General features: G+C 40.5%; 22 protein-coding genes and 1 pseudogene. 19 read left to right on the top strand and 4 right to left on the bottom strand.

What is annotated here, in order from left to right; translation table 11 throughout:
* The first annotated feature begins 177 nt into the window (after window positions 1-177).
* From B9T23_RS14670 to B9T23_RS14625, 10 genes and pseudogenes are all read left to right on the top strand, one after another.
* Complete coding sequence (locus B9T23_RS14670; protein WP_086194614.1) at window positions 178-426, top strand: DUF6868 family protein; 249 nt, start codon at window positions 178-180, stop codon at window positions 424-426.
* A 144-nt stretch (window positions 427-570) separates the two neighbouring features.
* Entirely contained in the window at window positions 571-1,284 is a 714-nt protein-coding gene (locus B9T23_RS14665) for an SIMPL domain-containing protein (protein WP_086194613.1), read from the top strand.
* Between the two features lie 80 nt (window positions 1,285-1,364).
* Window positions 1,365-2,030, top strand: a complete 666-nt coding sequence (locus B9T23_RS14660) for an RluA family pseudouridine synthase (RefSeq protein WP_086194612.1) — start codon at window positions 1,365-1,367, stop codon at window positions 2,028-2,030.
* A 273-nt stretch (window positions 2,031-2,303) separates the two neighbouring features.
* The gene (locus B9T23_RS14655) at window positions 2,304-3,266 is read left to right on the top strand and encodes a DUF4041 domain-containing protein (protein WP_086194611.1); all 963 of its coding nucleotides are present in this window, start codon (window positions 2,304-2,306) and stop codon (window positions 3,264-3,266) included.
* 150 nt (window positions 3,267-3,416) lie between these two features.
* Window positions 3,417-3,797: a ribonuclease E inhibitor RraB gene (locus B9T23_RS14650; RefSeq protein ID WP_067723624.1), complete on the top strand. Its 381-nt coding sequence runs from the start codon at window positions 3,417-3,419 to the stop codon at window positions 3,795-3,797.
* A gap of 576 nt (window positions 3,798-4,373) precedes the next feature.
* On the top strand, window positions 4,374-4,820 hold the full coding sequence (locus B9T23_RS14645; protein ID WP_086194610.1) for an SRPBCC family protein: 447 nt from the start codon (window positions 4,374-4,376) through the stop codon (window positions 4,818-4,820).
* A 20-nt stretch (window positions 4,821-4,840) separates the two neighbouring features.
* A pseudogene (locus B9T23_RS14640) lies at window positions 4,841-5,184 on the top strand (DUF488 domain-containing protein).
* A 95-nt stretch (window positions 5,185-5,279) separates the two neighbouring features.
* Window positions 5,280-5,621 carry a zinc ribbon domain-containing protein YjdM gene (locus B9T23_RS14635; RefSeq protein WP_086194609.1) on the top strand — a complete coding sequence of 114 codons (342 nt, stop codon included), beginning with the start codon at window positions 5,280-5,282 and terminating at the stop codon, window positions 5,619-5,621.
* A gap of 251 nt (window positions 5,622-5,872) precedes the next feature.
* Window positions 5,873-6,232 carry a 5-carboxymethyl-2-hydroxymuconate Delta-isomerase gene (locus B9T23_RS14630; protein ID WP_086194608.1) on the top strand — a complete coding sequence of 120 codons (360 nt, stop codon included), beginning with the start codon at window positions 5,873-5,875 and terminating at the stop codon, window positions 6,230-6,232.
* 254 nt (window positions 6,233-6,486) lie between these two features.
* Window positions 6,487-6,822, top strand: a complete 336-nt coding sequence (locus B9T23_RS14625) for a YegP family protein (protein WP_086194607.1) — start codon at window positions 6,487-6,489, stop codon at window positions 6,820-6,822.
* Window positions 6,823-6,977: 155 nt separating this feature from the next.
* Here B9T23_RS14625 and B9T23_RS14620 read toward each other — a convergent pair whose 3' ends face one another.
* Entirely contained in the window at window positions 6,978-7,745 is a 768-nt protein-coding gene (locus B9T23_RS14620) for a hydroxymethylpyrimidine/phosphomethylpyrimidine kinase (protein WP_086194606.1), read from the bottom strand.
* A gap of 101 nt (window positions 7,746-7,846) precedes the next feature.
* On the opposite strand from B9T23_RS14620, the gene B9T23_RS14615 reads away from it, so the two are divergent.
* Window positions 7,847-8,494 carry an HAD-IA family hydrolase gene (locus tag B9T23_RS14615; RefSeq protein WP_086194605.1) on the top strand — a complete coding sequence of 216 codons (648 nt, stop codon included), beginning with the start codon at window positions 7,847-7,849 and terminating at the stop codon, window positions 8,492-8,494.
* A 96-nt stretch (window positions 8,495-8,590) separates the two neighbouring features.
* Here the strand turns inward: B9T23_RS14615 and B9T23_RS14610 are convergent, their stop codons facing one another.
* Complete coding sequence (locus B9T23_RS14610) at window positions 8,591-9,055, bottom strand: Lrp/AsnC ligand binding domain-containing protein (protein WP_086194604.1); 465 nt, start codon at window positions 9,053-9,055, stop codon at window positions 8,591-8,593.
* Between the two features lie 139 nt (window positions 9,056-9,194).
* On the opposite strand from B9T23_RS14610, the gene B9T23_RS14605 reads away from it, so the two are divergent.
* The 4 genes from B9T23_RS14605 (at window position 9,195) to B9T23_RS14590 (ending at window position 13,608) form a co-directional block, all read left to right on the top strand.
* Entirely contained in the window at window positions 9,195-10,454 is a 1,260-nt protein-coding gene (locus B9T23_RS14605; protein ID WP_086194603.1) for a D-amino acid dehydrogenase, read from the top strand.
* A gap of 32 nt (window positions 10,455-10,486) precedes the next feature.
* On the top strand, window positions 10,487-11,590 hold the full coding sequence (alr, locus tag B9T23_RS14600) for an alanine racemase (protein WP_086194602.1): 1,104 nt from the start codon (window positions 10,487-10,489) through the stop codon (window positions 11,588-11,590).
* Between the two features lie 59 nt (window positions 11,591-11,649).
* A complete protein-coding gene (locus B9T23_RS14595; protein ID WP_067723613.1) occupies window positions 11,650-12,009 on the top strand; it encodes a RidA family protein in 360 nt (119 codons plus the stop codon).
* 165 nt (window positions 12,010-12,174) lie between these two features.
* Complete coding sequence (locus B9T23_RS14590; RefSeq protein ID WP_067723612.1) at window positions 12,175-13,608, top strand: amino acid permease; 1,434 nt, start codon at window positions 12,175-12,177, stop codon at window positions 13,606-13,608.
* Between the two features lie 145 nt (window positions 13,609-13,753).
* Here the strand turns inward: B9T23_RS14590 and hemJ are convergent, their stop codons facing one another.
* Together hemJ and B9T23_RS14580 are read right to left on the bottom strand one after the other, a co-directional pair.
* Window positions 13,754-14,206, bottom strand: a complete 453-nt coding sequence (hemJ, locus tag B9T23_RS14585; RefSeq protein ID WP_086194601.1) for a protoporphyrinogen oxidase HemJ — start codon at window positions 14,204-14,206, stop codon at window positions 13,754-13,756.
* Between the two features lie 23 nt (window positions 14,207-14,229).
* A complete protein-coding gene (locus B9T23_RS14580; RefSeq protein WP_086194600.1) occupies window positions 14,230-15,459 on the bottom strand; it encodes a beta-ketoacyl synthase N-terminal-like domain-containing protein in 1,230 nt (409 codons plus the stop codon).
* Between the two features lie 279 nt (window positions 15,460-15,738).
* On the opposite strand from B9T23_RS14580, the gene B9T23_RS14575 reads away from it, so the two are divergent.
* The 4 genes from B9T23_RS14575 to fusA all read left to right on the top strand — a co-directional run bounded on the left by B9T23_RS14575 (window position 15,739) and on the right by fusA (window position 20,631).
* Window positions 15,739-17,175, top strand: a complete 1,437-nt coding sequence (locus tag B9T23_RS14575) for an EcsC family protein (RefSeq protein ID WP_086194599.1) — start codon at window positions 15,739-15,741, stop codon at window positions 17,173-17,175.
* A gap of 168 nt (window positions 17,176-17,343) precedes the next feature.
* Window positions 17,344-17,718, top strand: coding sequence for a 30S ribosomal protein S12 (gene rpsL, locus B9T23_RS14570; RefSeq protein WP_004648013.1), 375 nt, complete (start codon window positions 17,344-17,346; stop codon window positions 17,716-17,718).
* A 177-nt stretch (window positions 17,719-17,895) separates the two neighbouring features.
* Window positions 17,896-18,366: a 30S ribosomal protein S7 gene (rpsG, locus tag B9T23_RS14565; RefSeq protein ID WP_004648014.1), complete on the top strand. Its 471-nt coding sequence runs from the start codon at window positions 17,896-17,898 to the stop codon at window positions 18,364-18,366.
* A gap of 126 nt (window positions 18,367-18,492) precedes the next feature.
* Complete coding sequence (gene fusA, locus B9T23_RS14560) at window positions 18,493-20,631, top strand: elongation factor G (protein WP_086194598.1); 2,139 nt, start codon at window positions 18,493-18,495, stop codon at window positions 20,629-20,631.
* Window positions 20,632-20,680 lie beyond the last annotated feature (49 nt).

Below are 20,680 nucleotides of genomic sequence, written 5' to 3'. Positions count from 1 at the left end.
CCTAACACCCTAAAAAATTATCTACCGAATAAAAAACAATAAAAATATAAAAAAGAATTAAAAATCATAACTATAAGATGGATTTTAAACCGAAAATATAGATACAAATCAGCAACTCATTTCAGCATATCAAATCTGTTATTTTAGAAATCATAAGCTACCACGTAGAGAATCAATATGAATCTCGATTTTTGGTTTCGTTTTTTACTTTCCTCAGTATTGATCAATTACATCATTTTAATGATCTGGTTTTTGGCCATTATTTTTGCCCGTGACTGGATTAAACAAGTACACGGAAAATGGTTTAATTTGTCAGATGCGACCTTCGATGCGATTCATTATGGAGGGATGGCAGTCTATAAAATTGGTATTTTACTGTTTAATTTAGTCCCTTTAATTGCTTTATATTTTATGGATAAAAGTTAAAATTTACCGAACTATTTTAAAAGTTTAACTACAAAGCAACCGTGCGGATATTACAATAATTTAATCAATATTTTCATGCTGTTGCTTTACATATAAAAACTGAAAAAATTAAATTAAAGTCATACCTAAAAGGAGTTTAGTAAGATGAATCAGCTCAAACCGGCACTTATTTTAGGTGTTTTTATTTGCTTGGGGATGATTATTGCAGGATGGATTTTAGGCAGTAGCGCACTGAAAATTAAACAATATGAACGCATTGTTTCGGTCAAAGGTTTGTCTGAACGTGAAGTTAAAGCTGACGTTGCGGTTTGGCCGATTCGCTTTAGTTCTGCCAGCCAAGACCTGACTCAGTTGTACGACACCATGGAAATAAACACCCAGCAAATTCAGGCATTCTTAAAAGGTGAAGGTTTTACTGCCGAGGAAATTACCACAGCTTCACCGAGTATTACGGATAAATACGCCCAGCAATATGGGGGTAATGAAAATGTCGCGTTACGCTATACCGCACATCAAACGATAACCGTGTATACCCACAAAATAGATACAGTACGTGCTGCACAAAGTCGCCTGGTGGCTCTGGGTAAAAAAGGCATTGCCTTTAGCGGTGATGACTCTGGACAAAGAACCGAATATTTATTTACCAAACTCAATGACATCAAACCGGCCATGATTGAGCAAGCCACGCAAAATGCACGCAGTGTTGCAGAAAAATTTGCTGCTGATTCTAAAAGCAGTTTAGGGAAAATTAAATCGGCCAATCAGGGCTTGTTTAGTATTGAAGATCGGGATAGTAATACCCCGTATTTGAAAAAAGTACGTGTGGTTTCAACGGTCGATTATTATCTTGCAGATTAAAGTTATACAGTGCCCCCATTGATTGACAGCCCAGACTGAGCTTGTTATTTTGCGCCCATTCTCCCCAACGCTGTATCCCCATGCCTATCAACGACAACTTTGTTTATATGCCGCCACAAGAAGCACTTTCTATCATTTATGAAGATGAAGATCTGGTGGTAATCGAAAAGCCTGCAGGGTTGTTGTCAGTACCGGGACGTTTGCCTGAACACCATGACAGTGCTTATTTACGTGTCTTGGAAAAATATCCTCACGCTAAAATCACCCATCGTTTAGATATGGCAACTTCAGGCATACTCATGTTTGCCAAACACCGTGATGCAGAAGTGGCTGTGAGTAAAATGTTTCAGGCACGGACGGTAAAGAAGAACCATATCGCTTTGCTACAAGGCAAGCTTGAAGGTGAGGGAAGTGTCGAAGTTCCACTGATGACCGATTGGGAAAATCGTCCGCGTCAAATGGTGCATTTTGAATTGGGCAAAGCTGCCAAAACCTTGTATCAAGCTTTGGACTATTTTGAAACGGAAGATATTACCCGTGTATTGCTCACGCCTATTACAGGACGTTCTCATCAACTCCGGGTGCATATGCAATATATCGGACATCCGATTACTGGCGATAAGTTGTATCATCCAGAACCCTGTCAAAGTCCATTAAAACGTATGGCTTTACATGCAAGTTATTTGGCATTTAAGCAACCGTTAACGGGGGCAAATGTTGAAATTAAAGGCAATGTGCCTTTTTGATCTAGAGATGAAAGTACGACCCTGCATGATATGCACTGTATAGCTAATCTATCGATTATTGGTCAGAGTAAACAGTGTCATACGGACTGGAATTGTGGATAATCCATAAGAAAACTTAAAATATTTTAAATAATTAATAATTTGAAAAATATAGTTTTTTATACTTATTCAATAATTTTATGAGATACAAATAGAAATAATATCCCTTGTTTTGGTGATTGAAAATTGGTCAAAAAATGACTAGTGTAGGGTGGGGTTTTTGGGATAATAATAATGATTTACCTATCAGTCATAACTATCATAACAATAATTATTTTAGCAGTATTGCTTTATCGTGCAATAAAACTGGTCAAAGACAAACAGGTTAATCTGGAGTCTTTGCAAGCCAATCTGGATCGAACACGAACAAATTTGGCAGTACATGAACAAAAAAATGATGAGCTGCATCATGAATTAAACAGGTTTCGTGCAGAGGCGGGAACGTTAAGGAATAAGGTTGAAAAACTCAGCCAGTTTCAACATATTCTAAACATTGAGCAGTATGTAGCCGAACGACAAAATCAAGTTGAGAACTTTGTAGAAGCGACCAAAATTGAAGCAGAGTCGTTGCTACAGGGCATGAAAGCTTATATTGAGAAAGTGAGGCATTATCTGGACAGTTATGAAAAAAATAGCAAGCAGAAGCTGGAAATAGAAGCCAGAGAACAATTACATGGTTTCTATAATCAGGCCATGCAACAGCAAAATTTAACAGCCATTTCGCGAGCATTGGAACATAAAATTAATGGTTATGGCAGTGAGTATTTATTTCCTGCTCACACACTTTTAGATGAGTTGATCGACGGATATGACCATATAGATTCAGCACTTCATTTAGATGAAGTTCGTCGCAAAATAAAAAATGCTATTGATCATCATGGTGTTGGTGATTGTGATTATGTGGAAGAAAAGCGCCGTCTTTCAGCGATTGCTTTGGTGACCCATGTTTTTAACAGCAAAGCTGACTTATATTTATCACGCTTACGTCATGACAATTTGGGTGAGCTCATTCAATCGCTTCAAGATGATTTTATTCTGATCAATCATTATGGTGCGGCATTTAGTTATGCACGCATTCATGATTCATTTTTAAGCTTGCGTTTAGAAGAGCTGAAGTTTGCAGCATTGGTTTTAGAGTTCAAAGAAAAACAACAACAACAGCAAACTCAAATGCAAGAGCAGATGATGGAAGGGTAATGAAGTGTATAGGTTTGAACGGATGAAATAAAAATATACTTTAATGAATGAGCAAGAGAATGGATCTTTTAAATCGCCAAACTGAAACAAACTTGAGCTAATCTGCGTACAATGATATAGATTTAAATGATTACGATAAGGAAACTCTCCATGACACGCGATTTTGAACAATTCCCAGATGACGAAAACGGTAACGTACTTTGGCAAATGGCTGAAGATGGTGACGATCTGACTGAAGCACATGAAATTGAATTTTCGATTGCTTTTCAAACCCAAGAGCAAGCTGAAAAATGTGCGCTGTATTTGCTGAAAGAAGAACAAAAAATCAGCCTGTTTGAAGATGAAGAAGCCGATACCCTAGAGTGGATTATCACTATTTATGTGTATATGGAACCTGACTATTCAGACATCGTCGACATTGAAGAATGGTTCACTAAAATTGCTGAACAACACGGCGGTGAATACGATGGCTGGGGTTGCATGGCGTATGTCTATGATGATGAAGACTTGGAAGATGAACTTCAAAGTTAATTCAAATCACTGAATAATATTTTAAAAAGAGTGTCTGGATTCAAGTAAAGCTGAAGTCACACTTACTCTTGTTGAATGAGATACCAAGAAACCCTAACCGTGCAAACGGTTAGGGTTTTTTAATGCCCAAATATTTCACAAAGAATAAAAGATAATCGGCTTGAATTGAAAATGGTATGAGGAGTAGAAAGATTTTACTTACAGTAACTCTGTAGAATTTCAATATGAGTGAAGATGATTTGGTTTTATTAAACCGGCTTGCAGAAGATTTAATGCAAACACTGAGTAATGACAAAGCGCAAACACAACAGTTAGAAGAAGTCGCCAAGTTGAAATAAGAAGCATCTATTCATGATTGATCCAGTTGAAAAATGGATTCGCTTAAACTTATATATGGTAAAGATCATCAATTGGCTAAATGCAGTCATGGGTATTGCTTTGAACAAATAAATAGCATGTGAACCTCGCATGCTATTTTATGAAAAACATAATCAGACCCATACCAAAGCCATACATATCCATAAATGAACAGCGATAGACTGAATAAATAAAACAATAAAAAGTGAGAAACAGGAAATGCCCAATACTGTCAAACTTCACCGTGTATTTAGCGCACCACCAGAACGGGTGTTTAAAGCCTTTATTGATCCAGATGCCTGGGTGAAATGGATGGCACCGCATGGTTTTACCGCTAAAGTTCATCATCTGGATGCGAAAGTCGGTGGCACCTATAAAATGTCTTTCAGCAATTTTTCTACCGGTACCAGCCAATCCTTTGGTGGAACCTATCATGAAATTATTCCAAACCAATTATTGCGTTATACCGACCAGTTTGATGATCCAAACTTGCCAGGAAATATTGAAGTCACTATTCAATTAAACTCTGTTTCTGTAGGGACCGAAGTTTATATTACTCAATCGGGCATACCAGATGTGATTCCAGCAGAAGCCTGTTATTTGGGATGGCAGGAATCATTGCAACTGCTCACTTTATTGGTTACTCCTGAAATACCAGATCAATAGAAGTGAATGCAATGAATGCGATGCAGATTCAAATCAAACGTGCCTATGCCGAAGTTTTACCCTCAGATGGCAAACGGTAGTCGATCGACTTTGGCCCAGAGGCATCAAAAAGGAAGATGCTAAAATTGATCTATGGCCCAAGGAAATTACGCCATCAACTGAATTGCGAAAATGGTACGCGCACGATCCCGAACAATGGGAAGTCTTTCAACAGTGCTATAGAGCGGAACTAGTTGAGCAAGCGAAGATGCTGCAGCAAATTAGAGCGATGGCTAAACAGGAACAAGTCACTTTAATTACCGCTGCAAAAAGTAAAGACTATAACCATGTGATTGTACTCAAACAGGTTTTGGAAGAGGATTAAAATTAATCTTGTCTACTTTTATTCCATGAAATAAATAAGGTTTTAAACAAGAGATTGACTTATAAAATGCTATAGTAGAGTTTTTGAGGTTTTTTATGTCTTTGCCAAATTGCCCCAAATGTAATTCAGAATATGCTTATGAAGATGGCGATTTACTGATTTGTCCAGAATGCTCTTATGAGTGGAAAGAGGGTGAAAGCAGCGCTGAAGCAGCAACGATTATTAAAGACTCAAATGGCAATGTCCTTGCCGATGGCGACACAGTTACCCTGATTAAAGATTTGAAAATTAAAGGTTCTTCATCTGTGATTAAAGTGGGAACCAAAGCGAAAAACATTCGTTTATTACCTGACTCAAGTGATGGTCATGATCTTGATTGTAAAGTTGATGGGTTTGGTGCAATGAAATTAAAATCTGAATTTGTGAAAAAAGCTTAATTCACACGGACTAAAAATCAGAAAGCTCTAACAGAAATGCTAGGGCTTTTTTTTATGAGGCTCGAATTAATTTTTGAACCGTTATTTTTGTGGATAGATATTTGGGGATTAAGTTTTATTAAAAAGGGGCAGTCATTCTTATTATTTCTTTTATAAACAGCGGCACTGTTGATTAAACATTGATTCATTGGCCTTATGATTGAGCAAATGACATGTTATAACAACAGCAATCATCTTAAAGAATTTTTGTTATGCCACACATCCATCTGGAATATTCAGAAAATATGGAAAACCTGGAAACCAAACCTATCCTGCTTGCGTTGAACAAAGCCTTGGTAGAAGGCGCATATGTAGGCTCTGCTAATGAAGTGAAAAGTCGTGCCATTTGCCAGCATGATTATGTCATTGGTTTTGGGGATGCTTCACAAGCTTATGTACATGCCAAAGTCTCTTTATTGACTGGACGCAGTGTGGAATTACAACAGGAAATTTCACAATTGTTATTAACCACACTCGAGCAGCATTTGCCCAAACAAAGCCAAGTGAGCTTACAGATTTGTGTGGAAATCTTGGAAATGCAGAAAGTCACTTATTCTAAGAAAATTATCTAGATCTTAATAGCGATCAAGAGCCTAGATCTCCCTTTATTCTCTTGATCTTTATTTTTTTATTTAATAAATTTAAGCCAAATTTACCTTTGTGGAACGCACTTTTATTTATTCCATCCAGATAGGGATGTTACTGATTACAAAACAGCCACATTAAAAAAATAAAAATTATTTATATTTTATAAAATAACAATATGTTTTCAAAACTAATAATTAAGATGTTTTTATAAATTTAAAAATAATAAAGGGGTTTTTATATGGCAGGATGGTATGAAATCAGTCAAGCAAACGATGGGCAATATCGCTTTGTGTTAAAAGCTGGAAATGGGGAAGTGATTTTGGCCAGTGAATTATATAAGGCAAAAGCTTCTGCGCAGGTGGGCATTGAATCGGTTCAGAGAAATAGCGTAGATGCTAGCCGCTATGAGCGCTTAGAAGCGAAAAATGGTAAGCCTTATTTCAACTTAAAAGCTGCGAATTATCAGATTATTGGTCGCAGCCAATTCTATTCAAGTGAGCAATCACGTGAGAAAGGCATAGAATCAGTTAAAAACAATGGACCGACGACCAAGATTAAAGAACTCATTGCCTAGTTTTAAATGGTGTGCATCATAAAGCATGTATTGATACATGCTTTATTTTTAGTGGCACCATAAAACCCGGATTTTAGCGGCTAAAAATGAATACAAAAAAAACCTGATCTCAAACGACATAAAAGTAATTGATGGTCAGGTTTATCAACATATTTTTAGAAGCGCTTAGGAATTTTCTGACCATTGGGCACAGGGGTTTCGGCTTTTTTAAGCACTCCAAACAGCCAGGTTTCAGCATGATTCACGGCTTGTTTTAAATCATCACCTTGTGCCAAACGACCCGCAATAAAACTGGCCAATGAGCAACCTGAACCATGGTATTCACCTTCTAGGCGTGGGCATCTGGTTTCAGAAACCAGCTTGCCATCAATATATAAAGCATTGCGGATATAGTCCGGCGTATCTTCATGTCCGCCTTTGACTAAAACGGCTTGGGCACCCATTGCAAAGAGTTTTGTAGTGGCCTGGTCGATATCTTCAATACCGGTTAATGCACGAAGCTCTACGGTATTGGGCGTCAGAACTGTGGCAAGCGGAATCAGCTCTACAAATGCTTTGACCAGCGTTTCTTGATTGCCCAGTGAACCCCCGCTATTAGCAACCAGAACAGGATCAAGCACATATAGGTATTCAGGATGCTCGCGTAAAAATTCAGCCAGCGCTGCAATATTGTCCGTGGTGCCTAGCATGCCGGATTTAATGCATTTAATCGGTAAATCACCCACCACTGCATTGGCCTGAGCCATCAATAATTCTTTCGATGTCGCTTCAAAGCCAAAGACTTGTTGCGAGTTTTGAATCGTGAGGGCGGTACAGGCAATTGCTGCATGTGCACCACTTTGACCAATCGCTTCAATATCTGCCTGCAAGCCAGCTCCACCCGATGGATCTAAACCAGAAAAGCAAAGTACAGTAGGGCGCACAATGATGTCCTTAAATCACTAAATTTACGTTAGTATAGGCAACTTTGAGCCAAGTCTCGATAGTATTTGTTAAGTAAAAATTTAAGTTGAAGGGTCAGTCTGTGATTAGAAATATTTTGATTGATTTAGATGGAACATTAACTGATCCAAAAGTGGGTATTACCACCAGTGCGCGTTATGGCTTAAATAAAATTGGCCATCCTATTGCCGATGAGGTCAATATTGACTGGATTATTGGTCCGCCATTGCAAGCTTCATTGGCGAAGATTTTAAATGTTGCAGTGGATGATGTTTTGGCTGAACAAGCATTGATGGGTTACCGTGAACGATTTGCTGTCACGGGTTTATATGAAAATCATGTATTTGATGATGTGGCTGAAACTTTAAAAACATTGCAGCAACAGGGCTATCGTTTATTTTTAGCCACTGCGAAGCCTGAAGTATATGCGCGACAAATCTTAGAGCATTTCGATTTGTTGCAATATTTTGTGCATCCTTATGGCAGCGAACTCAATGGCGAGCGTACTAATAAAGCTGAATTGATTGCTTATATCATTGAAAAAGAGCAATTAAAGCCTGAGGAATGTTTAATGGTCGGAGACCGTGAGCATGATATTTTCGGTGCGCGACATAACGGGATTGAAACCATTGCTGTGGAATATGGTTATGGTACAGATGAAGAGTTAACTGCAGCGAATCCTAAAGCCAGAATAGAGAGTTTTGCCGAGTTGCTGGATCATTTAAATTAGTCTGGGCGCTAAAGTAAAACCTATTTTCAAATCCATAAAAAAGGATCTAGAGATCCTTTTTTAATTTCTAGAAATTAAAATTGACCTCTACCTTAATTAACCAAGATCTAAATAGAAGGTTTCTTTGACTTCTTCCATGACAATATAACTGTGTGAGGAAGCAGACGAAGGCAATTTTTTTAACAAGTCACCCAACAAGCGTCTATAAGTGCTCATTTCTTTAAGGCGTGCTTTGACTAGATAATCAAACTCGCCTGAAATGAGATGACATTCTAAGACTTCCGGAATTTCTACCAAGTCACGTGCCACTTGATCAAACACATCTCCCGATTTGGCAGACAATTTAATTTCTAAAAAAACCAGCAAATTTCGATCGACCAGTTCCGGGTTTAAGCGTGCGTAATAGCCCATGATAATGCCATCACGTTCCAAGCGTTTTACACGTTCTGAACAGGGCGTAGTCGATAAATTTACCCGAGCCGCCAATTCGCTAATGGCAATCCGTCCGTCTTTTTGCAAGATGTCTAAAATCTGATGATCGATACGGTCTAATTTACGCATCAGTTTTTCCCTTTTTTTAGATTTTTTTCACGATAAATCCATCGAATTACCTAGATTATAGCCAACAAAACAGTGAAATAAACTATTAAACCAAAAATATACTAGGTAAATAAACTAGATGTTGCTCGAGGGATTGAAAATGCGCGTAATTGTATTGGGTAGTGGTGTTATTGGTGTTGCAAGTGCGTATTACCTCGCGCAGCAAGGTGCCAGCGTGACTGTATTAGATCGCCAGGCAGGTCCAGCAGAAGAAACAAGTTTCGGTAATGCGGGGCAAATCTCTCCCGGCTATTCAACGCCATGGGCAGCACCAGGTATTCCCTTTAAAGCAGTGAAATGGATGTTTCAACATCATGCGCCGCTCGCAATCAATATGGATGGCAGCATGTGGCAATTACAGTGGATGGCACAAATGCTGAAAAACTGTAACCCGCAAAGTTATGCCATTAACAAGGAACGCATGACCCGCGTGGCCGAATATAGTCGCAACTGCTTAAGAGATTTGCGTAAGGCCACCGGTATTCACTATGAGAACCGTTCCAAAGGCACTCTGCAAGTCTTTCGTAATGAAGCACAGCTTGAAGCGGTACAGCGTGATATTCAAGTTTTGAAAGAATGCGGTGTGGATTATGAATTACTGCTTAAAGAAGATTTGGCTAAAGTTGAACCGGCCTTAGCTTTTGCCCAAGATAAATTGGTGGGGGGGTTACATTTACCGAATGATGAAACAGGTGATTGTTACCTGTTTACCAATGCTCTAGCCAGCCTTGCCAAAGATATGGGTGTTGATTTTAAATTTAATCAGAACGTTGAAAAATTGGTGGTTGAAGGCGATGAAATCAAAGGCGTCGTGGTGGATGGAAAAGTACTCACCGCAGATCGTTATGTGCTGGCTTTTGGCAGTTATTCACGTGATTTCTTAAAACCGCTGAATCTGGATTTACCGGTTTATCCGGTGAAAGGCTATTCACTCACCATCCCGATTGTAGATCCTGCTTTTGCACCGCAGTCTACGGTACTCGATGAAACCTATAAAATTGCGATTACCCGTTTTGATGAGCGTATTCGTGTCGGCGGTATGGCGGAACTCAGTGGTTTCAATCATGGTTTGAATGAAAATCGCCGTGCGACCTTGCAAATGGTCACTCAGGATTTATTTCCGGGTGGCGACATGCAACAGGCGACGTTCTGGACCGGTTTACGTCCAATGACACCGGACAGTACCCCAATTATTGGTGCGACCCGTTTCAGCAACCTGTTTTTAAATACCGGTCATGGCACCTTGGGCTGGACCATGGCTTGTGGTTCAGGCAAATTGATCAGTGATTTGGTACTCAACCATAAAACCGACATTAATACTGAAGGTTTATCGATTCAGCGTTATCCGAACGCGGCTTAATTTACTCCAAACCCATATTCAAGGATGAATATATGTCACGTCCCATTACAGCTGTGATCCATCAGGCGGCTTTACGCAATAATCTGGCGGTTGCACGTGGCATGATGCCTGACAGTCAGGTTTTTGCCGTGGTCAAGGCCAATGCTTATGGTCACGGCATTGAACGTGTATATGATGCTTTTCAACAGGCGGATGGTTTTGCCTTGCTTGATATTGCGGAAGCGAAGCGTATTCGCAGACTCGGTTGGCAGGGTGAAATTCTGCTTTTAGAAGGTCTGTTTAATGCTCAGGATCTACATGATTGTGCCGAATTAGATCTCAGTTTTACCGTACACAGCCAGTATCAACTTGAGTGGCTGCAGCAGTTTGAAGGTTACAGGCAATTTCATGTGTTCCTAAAAATGAACAGTGGCATGAATCGCTTGGGTTTTAATCCTGATGCATATCAAGCGGCATGGCACAGTTTGAAGCAACTGACGTGTGTGAAATCTATTACCCATATGACGCATTTTTCCGATGCCGATGGTGAACGCTTGGGTGAGCCCGGTATTCTCTATCAGCAGCAAGTCTTTGAAGACACCATCAAAGATTTACCGGGTCAATGCTCAATCAGTAACAGTGCGGCTATCTTGCGTTATTCCACTCAATTGCATTCCGATTATATCCGTAGCGGCATCATGCTCTACGGCAGTTCCCCAGATTATCCAGCGCATAGCATCCAGGACTGGCAGCTTCAACCGAGCATGTCGCTTCGAAGCAAGATCATTGCTGTGCAAGAAGTCAAAGCCAGTGAAAGTATTGGTTATGGTTCACATTTTGTTGCCTCCGAACCCTTGAAGATTGGCATTGTCGCCTGTGGCTATGCCGATGGTTATCAGCGCATATCGAAAACCGGTACGCCTGTGCTGGTCAATTCAGTTCGAACCCAAACCTTGGGTCGGGTCAGTATGGATATGCTGGCTGTTGATCTGACCCATATTCCCGATGCTGAAATTGGCAGTGAAGTGGTGCTTTGGGGTACATCGTCAGCAGGTAAGGTTTTGGCTATCGATGAAGTGGCAGTAAGCTCGGGAACGGTCGGCTATGAATTAATGTGTGCAGTCACGGCTCGTGTTCAATTTGAAATTGAACATTAGAATCTCAGCTTGATTTATTCAAGATCCAGTCATCAGTTATCCACAATAGGGAAATTAATATGTCACATTCAGATATCCAAAAGATCAACAGTACAGAAGTCATGAGCGCAGTCACGATTTTTAATCAAGTCGTGTATTTATCTGGGCAGGTACCGAAAACCACCGCACAAGATATTGAACTGCAAACTCAGGATATTCTTGCCACAATTGACAGCTTATTGGCGCAAGCAAATAGTGATAAGTCACGATTATTGTCAGCGCAGATTTATATAAAAAACCTTGAAGATTTTAAAACTGTGAATACGGTTTGGGTCGATTGGTTAAAAGGCTGCGTAGCGCCATCACGTGCCACCATTCAGGCGAATCTGGTAAATCCAGATTGGTTGATTGAAATTGCTGTGACCGCAGCACAAAAGTAATTTTTAGCTTTAACTTTTTAAAATTCATCTCCCGCAAATAGATAAGGAATAGTGCAACTGTCTTGATTAAAGCAGAAATTTATCAAGAGGCAGGATTGAGCGCAGCGGAAGCCTCCGCTCAATTCAGAATGCCGGATTTATACAGTGCTATAAGGATATTGAAATATGAAAACGAATCAATTGGATGATTCATCTTCTCCGCATGAATTACAAAGGAAACTCTCCAACCGTCATTTGCAGTTGATTGCTATTGGTGGTGCAATTGGTACAGGTTTGTTTATGGGTTCCGGGAAAACCATTTCCTTGGCCGGACCGTCTATCCTGATTATTTATATGATTATTGGTGGGATGTTTTTTTTCCTGATGCGTGCATTAGGTGAAATCTTGCTTTCCAATCTGCATTACAAATCCTTTATCGATATGGCGCATGATCTGATTGGCCCGGCTGCGGGTTATTATATCGGCTGGTCATATTGGCTGGGCTGGGTTTTGGTGGGCATTGCGGATTTAGCTGCCATTATCAATTATCTTGGTTTTTGGCTGCCGCCCGGAGAAGCTTTTACCCCTATGGGACAGGCCGCCATCAGTGCTGGTTGCGTGCTGTTGGTGTTAGGCATTAATCTGCTCACCGTGAAACTGTTTGGTGAAATTGAATTCTGGTTTGCACTGATTAAAATTTTAGCCATTTTGGGCTTGATTGGTATTGGCGGATATATGGTATTTATGCAGTTCCAGCCGCCGCAAGGTGCTGTAGCAAGCTTTAGTCATGTCTGGTCACATGGTGGCATGTTTCCGAAAGGAGCAACCGGGTTTTTGGCTGGATTCCAAATCGCGCTGTTTGCCTTTGTCGGGGTAGAGCTGATTGGAACCATGGCAGCTGAAACTAAAGACCCTGAAAAAAACTTGCCAAAAGCGATCAATGCGATTCCTACGCGAATTATTCTATTTTATGTTCTGTCCCTCTTTGTAGTGATGTCGGTTACACCGTGGAACCAGATTCCAGCGGATCAAAGTCCATTTGTGACTTTATTCCTGCATGCCGGAATTCCAACTTCCGCCATTATTATGAATCTGGTGGTTTTATCTTCGGTGATGTCATCCATGAACAGCGGGGTCTTCTCCACCAGTCGTATGCTGTTTGGTTTGGCCAAAGATGGTCAGGCACCACAAACATTAAGTCAGTTGTCCAAACGTGCAGTTCCGGCCAAAGGACTTATTTTTTCTTGCTGCTTTATTATGGCTGGCGCGGCATTGCAGTATTTTGTACCCAATACCATTGAAGCGTTTACCTTGGCTAGTTCATTATGCGTAATCCTGTTCATTAGTATCTGGAGCTTGATTATGGTCTGCTACATTCGCTACAGAAAACGTAGTCCTGAATTGCATGCCAAATCGACTTTCAAAATGCCGGGTGGGGTATGGATGTCGTATGTTATTTTAGCTTTCATGCTGTTTGCTTTAATTATTTTGAGTTTAGAACCGGATACTTTAAAAGCCCTGATGATTAGTCCGCTTTGGCTCGTGATTCTGGGTGTAACGTATCAAGTGCTATATAAACCACGGATGAAAAAGCGTATTCAGTCTTTAAAAATGCAGTAGTCATTAATTCCGGTAATTAAAAAGAGAGTGGAAGAAACCACTCTCTTTTTTTTATGAGGATTATTTTCCATGAGGATTGAAAATTTAGTCAGTAAAAAAACATAAAAAAAGCCTCCAATAGGAGGCTTTTTAAAATCAAGATAACTTAGAACTGCGGTTTAACCACCACTAAAATGACCACTGCAAATAAAATCAGCGTTGGCATTTCATTAAAGTAACGCCAAAATTTGTGTGATTTGTAATGTGCATCGACCATCAGTTTTTTACGGTAATAACCACAGACGAAATGGTAAATCACCAATAGCCCCACCAATCCAACTTTCAGGTAAAACCAAATAGCTTCATGGTAGTGTTGTGTTGCATCACCCCAATCCACTAAAAAGTGCGCTGTGATGAGGGTGGCAAGCATTGCCGGCCACATGATGCCGCGGTACAACTTGCGTTCCATAATCTGGAAGCGCTGATGACTCGTGGCATCCTCACTCATTGCATGGTAAACATATAAACGTGGCAAGTAGAACAAAGCAGCGAACCAGCAAACCACAGCAATAATATGTAATGCTTTTACCCATAAAAAAGCATCAGAAGGAGAATCCATTAAGTCACCCTAAAATGGGCGGCTTAGCCTTCCCATTTTTTAAAGATGAGACAAGCATTTACACCGCCGAAACCAAAACTGTTACTCATCACAGTATTCAGTTTTGTATCGCGTTTTTCAAGTACGATATCAAATGGTTTTGCGCCTTCATCCAGTTCAGTCACGTTGATGTTTGGTGCAATAAAGTCATTTTGCATCATCAGAACCGAATAAATCGCTTCTTGTACACCGGCTGCACCTAAGCTGTGACCGGTCATAGATTTGGTTGAGCTCAGTGGAGGAACTTGACCTTCACCGAATGCACGTTCCATCGCTTTAAGTTCAGTCACGTCACCCGCAGGGGTAGATGTACCATGTGTATTCACATAGTCAATTTTATCTACACCGTGCTGTTTTGCTTCTTCTAAAGCCATAAGCACACAGCGTGTTGCACCTTCACCGCTTGGCGCAACCATGTCTGCACCATCACTGTTTGCAGCATAACCAACCACTTCAGCTAGGATGTTCGCGCCACGAGCTTGGGCATGTTCAAGTGACTCAAGCACCACGAAACCACCACCACCAGCAATCACAAAACCGTCACGGTCAGCAGAGTATGGGCGAGAAGCTGTTTCAGGCGTGTCATTGTATTTAGAGCACAGTGCGCCCATTGCATCAAACAACAAGCTTTGTGACCAGTGATCTTCTTCACCGCCACCGGCAAGCATTAAATCTTGTTTGCCCAATTGAATCAGGTTGTAAGCATAACCAATCGCATCAGCAGAAGTTGCACATGCGCTGGTAATGGTATGCGCTACACCTTGTAATTTGAATGCAACGCCAACGTTTGCGGTAATCGTGTTGGTCATGTTACGCGGAACAAAGAAAGGGCCAACTTTACGTGCCCCTTTGGTTTGCAACAATTCGTTCATTTCAATGACAGAAGCGGTTGAACCACCACCTGAACCACCCGTAATACCGTAACGTGGGTTGCCCGCTAAATCATCAGCCTGTAAACCCGCATGTTCGACTGCAGCAAGGGCTGAGTTGTATGCATACATCGCACAAACGCCCATAAAGCGTTTTAATTTACGGTCGATATTGTCAAAGTTTTGTTCTGCTGCTGCACTCACGTGGCTTTTAAAGTTGAGTTCAGCATAAGTCGGGTTAAAACGTGTTCCAGAAATACCGTTTTGCAAAGAATTTGTTACTTCTTCTAAAGAATTACCAATACATGAGTTAATGCCCATGCCAGTGATTACAACACGTTTCATCTACAGATCCCTTATATGGTGGTGATTTGAGCAAATGCAGCTGAATGAATTGTTTGCCTTAAGCAAAACCCAGCGCCTTACTCATGTATTTCAATTACATTCATAATAGCAGAAAGATTTTTGAATTCTTATGGCAAATATTATGCCTATTTCCCTCTGTGTGTATTTGTGAAAATTACACGGTTTAATTAACTAAAAGATACACATTAATATTGAGATAAACTTAGACTATGCCTAGTATTTATCAATAATTGTAAGAATTGAAAATGAGGATAAAGAATGACTGATATCAATAATAAACATTCGCATGGATTCTTCTCAAATGCCTTTGGAGTGGCTAAAAAGATCAGTGCAGCTGGAATGGGTGTGCTGAACCATGCCGCTCCGAATGCTGTGACTAAGGCCATGCAGCCATCAAGAAATGGTCAGGTGATGAATGGGAGTGCTCGTCAATCAAATACTTTTGAAGCCCAAAAATATGAAAATCCTCAACAAATGCTGCGCGAGTATTTACCCGGTGTCTCGAAACAATTACTCGGTCGTCAGTATGGTAAAGTGACTCGGGTCGCCAATTTTGTTTCTCCACAATTTTCAGATAAATTATCGGATTATTTTTTTGAGCAGTTGAATCAATTTACCTCAAATCTAAGTTCAGTCGATGCCGTGCTTGATCAGGCTGGTGCAAAAGATTTACAAGAACTGACCCAAGACGTAGATCGGTCAAAGCGAATTAGTCAGGCCTTGGCAGAACAGAATAAATGGATTGCCTCTATACAGGGTGCTGTAACCGGGGCGACAGGCGTGGTGGGTTCAGCGATTGATGTACCGTTGTCTTTAATCATGTCTTTGCGCATGATTTATCAGGTTGGACGTGCGTATGGTTTTGAACTCAATAAAGAAACAGAACAAGATATTGTTCAGTTTGTGTTTAAACAGATTGATTTAGGCCAGATTGCGGAAAAACAGAGTGTATTGATGGCGCTAAAAGCATTATCCAGTATGTTAAAAACACAAGATATGACTCAGTTTCAACAAATGTTGGGTTCAAGTAACGATATTACAGCCCTAAAAAAATGGTTAAGTAATGAAAATGGTGAAATGAAATGGGATTGGTTGAATCATATTCCTAAAATTTCCATCATCAGTAAATTGACACCTGTTGCAGGAGCGGGCATTGGTGCAGTCTATAGTTGGAAACTGGTTGAAGACGTCAACCAGAAAGCGCAACAAATTTTTTCCCACGCCCGAAGTTACTTGCAACAACATCAAGGGGTAGAGATATCCCCGATTGCAGCTTATGAAAAATCTTTGGCATTATTGGCTCAGGCAACTCCAAAATTATTAGAACATTTATCTAAAGTGGATGCGAAGCCGAGTGAAATTAAATTGGATCAGGATATTCAAGTGACTGATAATAAAAATATTTCAAATGTCACAATCAAAAAGAAAACAGAAGTTCCCAAAGTGGATGAAAACAGAAAGGATGAACGAGTTGAACAGGGCTTGGAATATTTAGCTGAGCATATGGTTGAATCACATGAACAAGTGGAACCACAAAAACCAGCAATCACTCCGGATGAATCTGAGTTGGATGAATATACGCAGGCAGAACAGGTAGTGAATGAACAAATTCTTGCTCAACCTTCTGCTACGGAATCCCAATCAAATCAGGAATCTGCACCTATAAATAAAAAAGTTACAAAAAAGAAATCTTAAAAGTCAAACCGAAGCCTAGTAAATGGTTTCAAACGCCCTAAATATAAGGAAATGGTTAATATTTGATATGGTCTCGAATATTGACCATTTTTCTATCTTCGCTTACAATTGTCTGCCCTCGAAAAGTAGTATTTTTTTGAGGCTTTTTATTAACGGGAGAATTGCCAAATGGCAACAACAAATCAGTTGATCCGTAAGGGTCGTACTACTTTGATTGAAAAATCAAAAGTTCCTGCGTTGAAGGCTTGTCCACAACGTCGTGGTGTTTGTACACGTGTTTACACTACTACACCTAAAAAACCTAACTCAGCAATGCGTAAAGTTTGCCGTGTTCGCTTAACTTCTGGTTTTGAAGTATCAAGCTATATCGGTGGTGAAGGCCATAACCTACAAGAGCACAGTGTTGTTCTTATCCGTGGTGGTCGTGTTAAAGACTTACCAGGTGTACGTTACCATACCGTTCGTGGTTCATTAGACTGCGCTGGTGTTAAAGATCGTAACCAGTCACGTTCTAAATACGGTACTAAACGTCCTAAAAAATAATCTTTCGAGATTAGCTTATTAAGAACGTAGAACCGCAATCCTTTATCGTCTCGCTTGTCTGATTTCTGCATTTAATTTTGTGAAATTCAAGCGACGTGTAGTAAGGCCAGCGAACAGTACATGACACTTTGTACTCATGCTGGATAAACCTGAAGTGTCATATTTATAGGTGTTAAAATGCCAAGACGTCGCGTAGTTGCTGCCCGTGAAATCCTTCCGGATCCTAAGTTCGGCAGCCAAACAATCGCTAAATTCATGAACCACGTAATGCAAGATGGTAAAAAATCTATTGCTGAAAGTATCGTTTACGGTGCTTTAGACCGCGTTCAAGAAAAATCTAAAGTAGACCCAGTTGAATTTTTCGAGACTACTCTTGAAAAAGTTCGTCCTATGGTCGAAGTAAAAGCACGCCGTGTTGGTGGTGCTACTTATCAAGTGCCTATGGAAGTACGCCCATCCCGTCGTACTGCCCTAGCTATGCGCTGGTTAGTAGATGCTGCTGCTAAGCGTTCTGAAAAAACTATGGCTTTACGTCTTGCTGGTGAGTTGCTTGATGCAGCTGAAGGTAAAGGTTCAGCGATTAAGAAACGTGAAGATGTGCATCGTATGGCTGAAGCCAACAAAGCATTCTCTCACTACCGTTTCTAATAGGTTTAAAGACCTTAATCAGGGTGAGGATAGATCAGTCTTACTGAGCTGTTGTCAAAACGCTTTAAGTTGCTAGCAACTTAAAGCGTCCTGTTTTAAACAACAAATTTAGGAATGCAAGAAATCATGGCTCGTCAAACCCCAATTTCTCGTTACCGTAACATTGGTATTTCTGCTCATATTGATGCTGGTAAAACCACTACTTCAGAACGTATTTTGTTCTACACAGGTGTATCTCACAAAATTGGTGAAGTACATGATGGTGCAGCAACAATGGACTGGATGGAACAAGAGCAAGAACGTGGTATTACAATCACTTCAGCTGCTACAACTTGTTTCTGGTCTGGTATGGCTAAGCAATACCCAGAACACCGTATCAACGTAATTGATACCCCGGGACACGTTGACTTCACAATCGAAGTTGAGCGTTCTATGCGTGTTCTTGACGGTGCATGTATGGTTTACTGTGCTGTAGGTGGTGTACAACCTCAGTCAGAAACTGTATGGCGTCAAGCAAACAAATATAAAGTGCCTCGTTTAGCATTCGTGAACAAGATGGACCGTACTGGTGCAAACTTCTTCCGTGTTGTTGAACAAATGAAAACACGTCTTGGTGCACACCCTGTACCAGTTGTAATCCCTGTTGGCGCTGAAGAAAACTTCACCGGCGTTATCGACTTGATCGAAATGAAACAGATCATTTGGGATGAAGCTTCTCAAGGTATGCAGTTCGAATACGGTGAAATCCCGGCTGAACTTCAAGAACTTGCTGAAGAATGGCGTACAAACATGGTTGAAGCTGCGGCTGAAGCATCTGAAGAATTGATGGATGAATACCTAAACAATGGCGACTTGTCGAAAGAACAAATCGTTGCTGGTATTCGTGCTCAAACTTTGGCTTGTGAAATCCAACCAATGCTTTGTGGTACAGCATTCAAAAACAAAGGTGTTCAACGTATGTTGGATGCTGTTATTGATTTCTTACCATCACCTACTGAAGTTAAGCCTATCGAAGGTATTCTTGACGACAAAGCTGAAACTAAAGCTATTCGTGAAGCATCTGACGAAGCTCCGTTCTCTGCACTTGCATTCAAAATCATGAATGACAAGTTCGTAGGTAACTTAACTTTCGTACGTGTTTATTCTGGTGTGCTTAAACAAGGCGACCCAGTATACAACCCAGTTAAATCTAAACGTGAACGTATTGGTCGTATCGTGCAAATGCATGCGAACGAACGTCAAGACGTTGAAGAAATCCGCGCTGGTGATATCGCTGCATGTGTAGGTCTTAAAGACGTTACTACTGGTGATACGCTATGTGATGAGAAAAACATCATTACACTTGAGCGTATGGAATTCCCTGAGCCAGTAATTTCTTTAGCTGTAGAGCCTAAGACAAAAGCTGACCAAGAGAAAATGTCTATTGCGCTTGGTCGCTTGGCTAAAGAAGATCCATCGTTCCGTGTTCGCACTGACGAAGAATCTGGTCAAACCATCATCGCAGGTATGGGTGAGCTTCACCTTGACATCCTTGTCGACCGTATGAAACGTGAATTTAACGTTGAAGCGAACATTGGTAAACCAATGGTTGCTTACCGCGAAACAATCAAAAAGACTGTTGAGCAAGAAGGTAAATTCGTACGTCAAACAGGTGGTAAAGGTAAATTCGGTCATGTATATGTTCGTTTAGAACCTATGAATGTCGAAGAAGCTGGTAAAGAATACGTGTTCGCTGAAGAAGTTGTCGGCGGTACTGTACCTAAAGAATTCTTTGGTGCGGTTGACAAAGGTATTCAAGAACGTATGAAGAATGGTGTATTGGCTGGTTACCCTGTTGTGGGTATCAAAGCGACATTATTTGATGGTTCTTACCATGATGTCGATTCTGACGAATTATCGTTCAAAATGGCAGGTTCTTACGCGTTCCGTGATGGTTTCATGAAAGCAGATCCTATCCTTCTTGAACCGATCATGAAAGTTGAAGTAGAAACTCCAGAAGACTACATGGGCGATATCATGGGTGACTTAAACCGTCGTCGTGGTATGGTTCAAGGTATGGAAGATTTACCTGGTGGTACTAAAGCAATTAAAGCTGAAGTTCCATTGGCTGAGATGTTTGGTTACGCAACTTCTATGCGTTCTATGTCTCAAGGTCGTGCGACTTATTCTATGGAATTTGCTAAATATGCTGAAACTCCACGTAACGTGGCTGAAGGCATCATTACTAAGTTCCAGTCTGGCGGTAAAAAAGGTGACGACGAGTAATCTTTCGATTACTATAAGCCCCAAACTAATTCATAGTTAAAAACCAAAA

The sequence above is a fragment of the Acinetobacter terrae genome (genome assembly GCF_002135195.1).
GTDB classification, from domain to species: Bacteria; Pseudomonadota; Gammaproteobacteria; order Pseudomonadales; family Moraxellaceae; genus Acinetobacter; species Acinetobacter terrae.
Note: the sequence above shows the minus strand (reverse complement) of the source record. Positions and strands in the feature narration are given on the sequence as shown.

Coding starts and splice junctions, on each gene's coding strand:
- B9T23_RS14670 (WP_086194614.1), top strand. CDS start 178: ATGAATCTCGATTTTTGGTTTCGTTTTTTACTTTCCTCAGTATTGATC.
- B9T23_RS14665 (WP_086194613.1), top strand. CDS start 571: ATGAATCAGCTCAAACCGGCACTTATTTTAGGTGTTTTTATTTGCTTG.
- B9T23_RS14660 (WP_086194612.1), top strand. CDS start 1,365: ATGCCTATCAACGACAACTTTGTTTATATGCCGCCACAAGAAGCACTT.
- B9T23_RS14655 (WP_086194611.1), top strand. CDS start 2,304: ATGATTTACCTATCAGTCATAACTATCATAACAATAATTATTTTAGCA.
- B9T23_RS14650 (WP_067723624.1), top strand. CDS start 3,417: ATGACACGCGATTTTGAACAATTCCCAGATGACGAAAACGGTAACGTA.
- B9T23_RS14645 (WP_086194610.1), top strand. CDS start 4,374: ATGCCCAATACTGTCAAACTTCACCGTGTATTTAGCGCACCACCAGAA.
- B9T23_RS14635 (WP_086194609.1), top strand. CDS start 5,280: ATGTCTTTGCCAAATTGCCCCAAATGTAATTCAGAATATGCTTATGAA.
- B9T23_RS14630 (WP_086194608.1), top strand. CDS start 5,873: ATGCCACACATCCATCTGGAATATTCAGAAAATATGGAAAACCTGGAA.
- B9T23_RS14625 (WP_086194607.1), top strand. CDS start 6,487: ATGGCAGGATGGTATGAAATCAGTCAAGCAAACGATGGGCAATATCGC.
- B9T23_RS14610 (WP_086194604.1), bottom strand. CDS start 9,055: ATGCGTAAATTAGACCGTATCGATCATCAGATTTTAGACATCTTGCAA.
- B9T23_RS14605 (WP_086194603.1), top strand. CDS start 9,195: ATGCGCGTAATTGTATTGGGTAGTGGTGTTATTGGTGTTGCAAGTGCG.
- alr (WP_086194602.1), top strand. CDS start 10,487: ATGTCACGTCCCATTACAGCTGTGATCCATCAGGCGGCTTTACGCAAT.
- B9T23_RS14595 (WP_067723613.1), top strand. CDS start 11,650: ATGTCACATTCAGATATCCAAAAGATCAACAGTACAGAAGTCATGAGC.
- B9T23_RS14590 (WP_067723612.1), top strand. CDS start 12,175: ATGAAAACGAATCAATTGGATGATTCATCTTCTCCGCATGAATTACAA.
- hemJ (WP_086194601.1), bottom strand. CDS start 14,206: ATGGATTCTCCTTCTGATGCTTTTTTATGGGTAAAAGCATTACATATT.
- B9T23_RS14580 (WP_086194600.1), bottom strand. CDS start 15,459: ATGAAACGTGTTGTAATCACTGGCATGGGCATTAACTCATGTATTGGT.
- B9T23_RS14575 (WP_086194599.1), top strand. CDS start 15,739: ATGACTGATATCAATAATAAACATTCGCATGGATTCTTCTCAAATGCC.
- rpsL (WP_004648013.1), top strand. CDS start 17,344: ATGGCAACAACAAATCAGTTGATCCGTAAGGGTCGTACTACTTTGATT.
- rpsG (WP_004648014.1), top strand. CDS start 17,896: ATGCCAAGACGTCGCGTAGTTGCTGCCCGTGAAATCCTTCCGGATCCT.
- fusA (WP_086194598.1), top strand. CDS start 18,493: ATGGCTCGTCAAACCCCAATTTCTCGTTACCGTAACATTGGTATTTCT.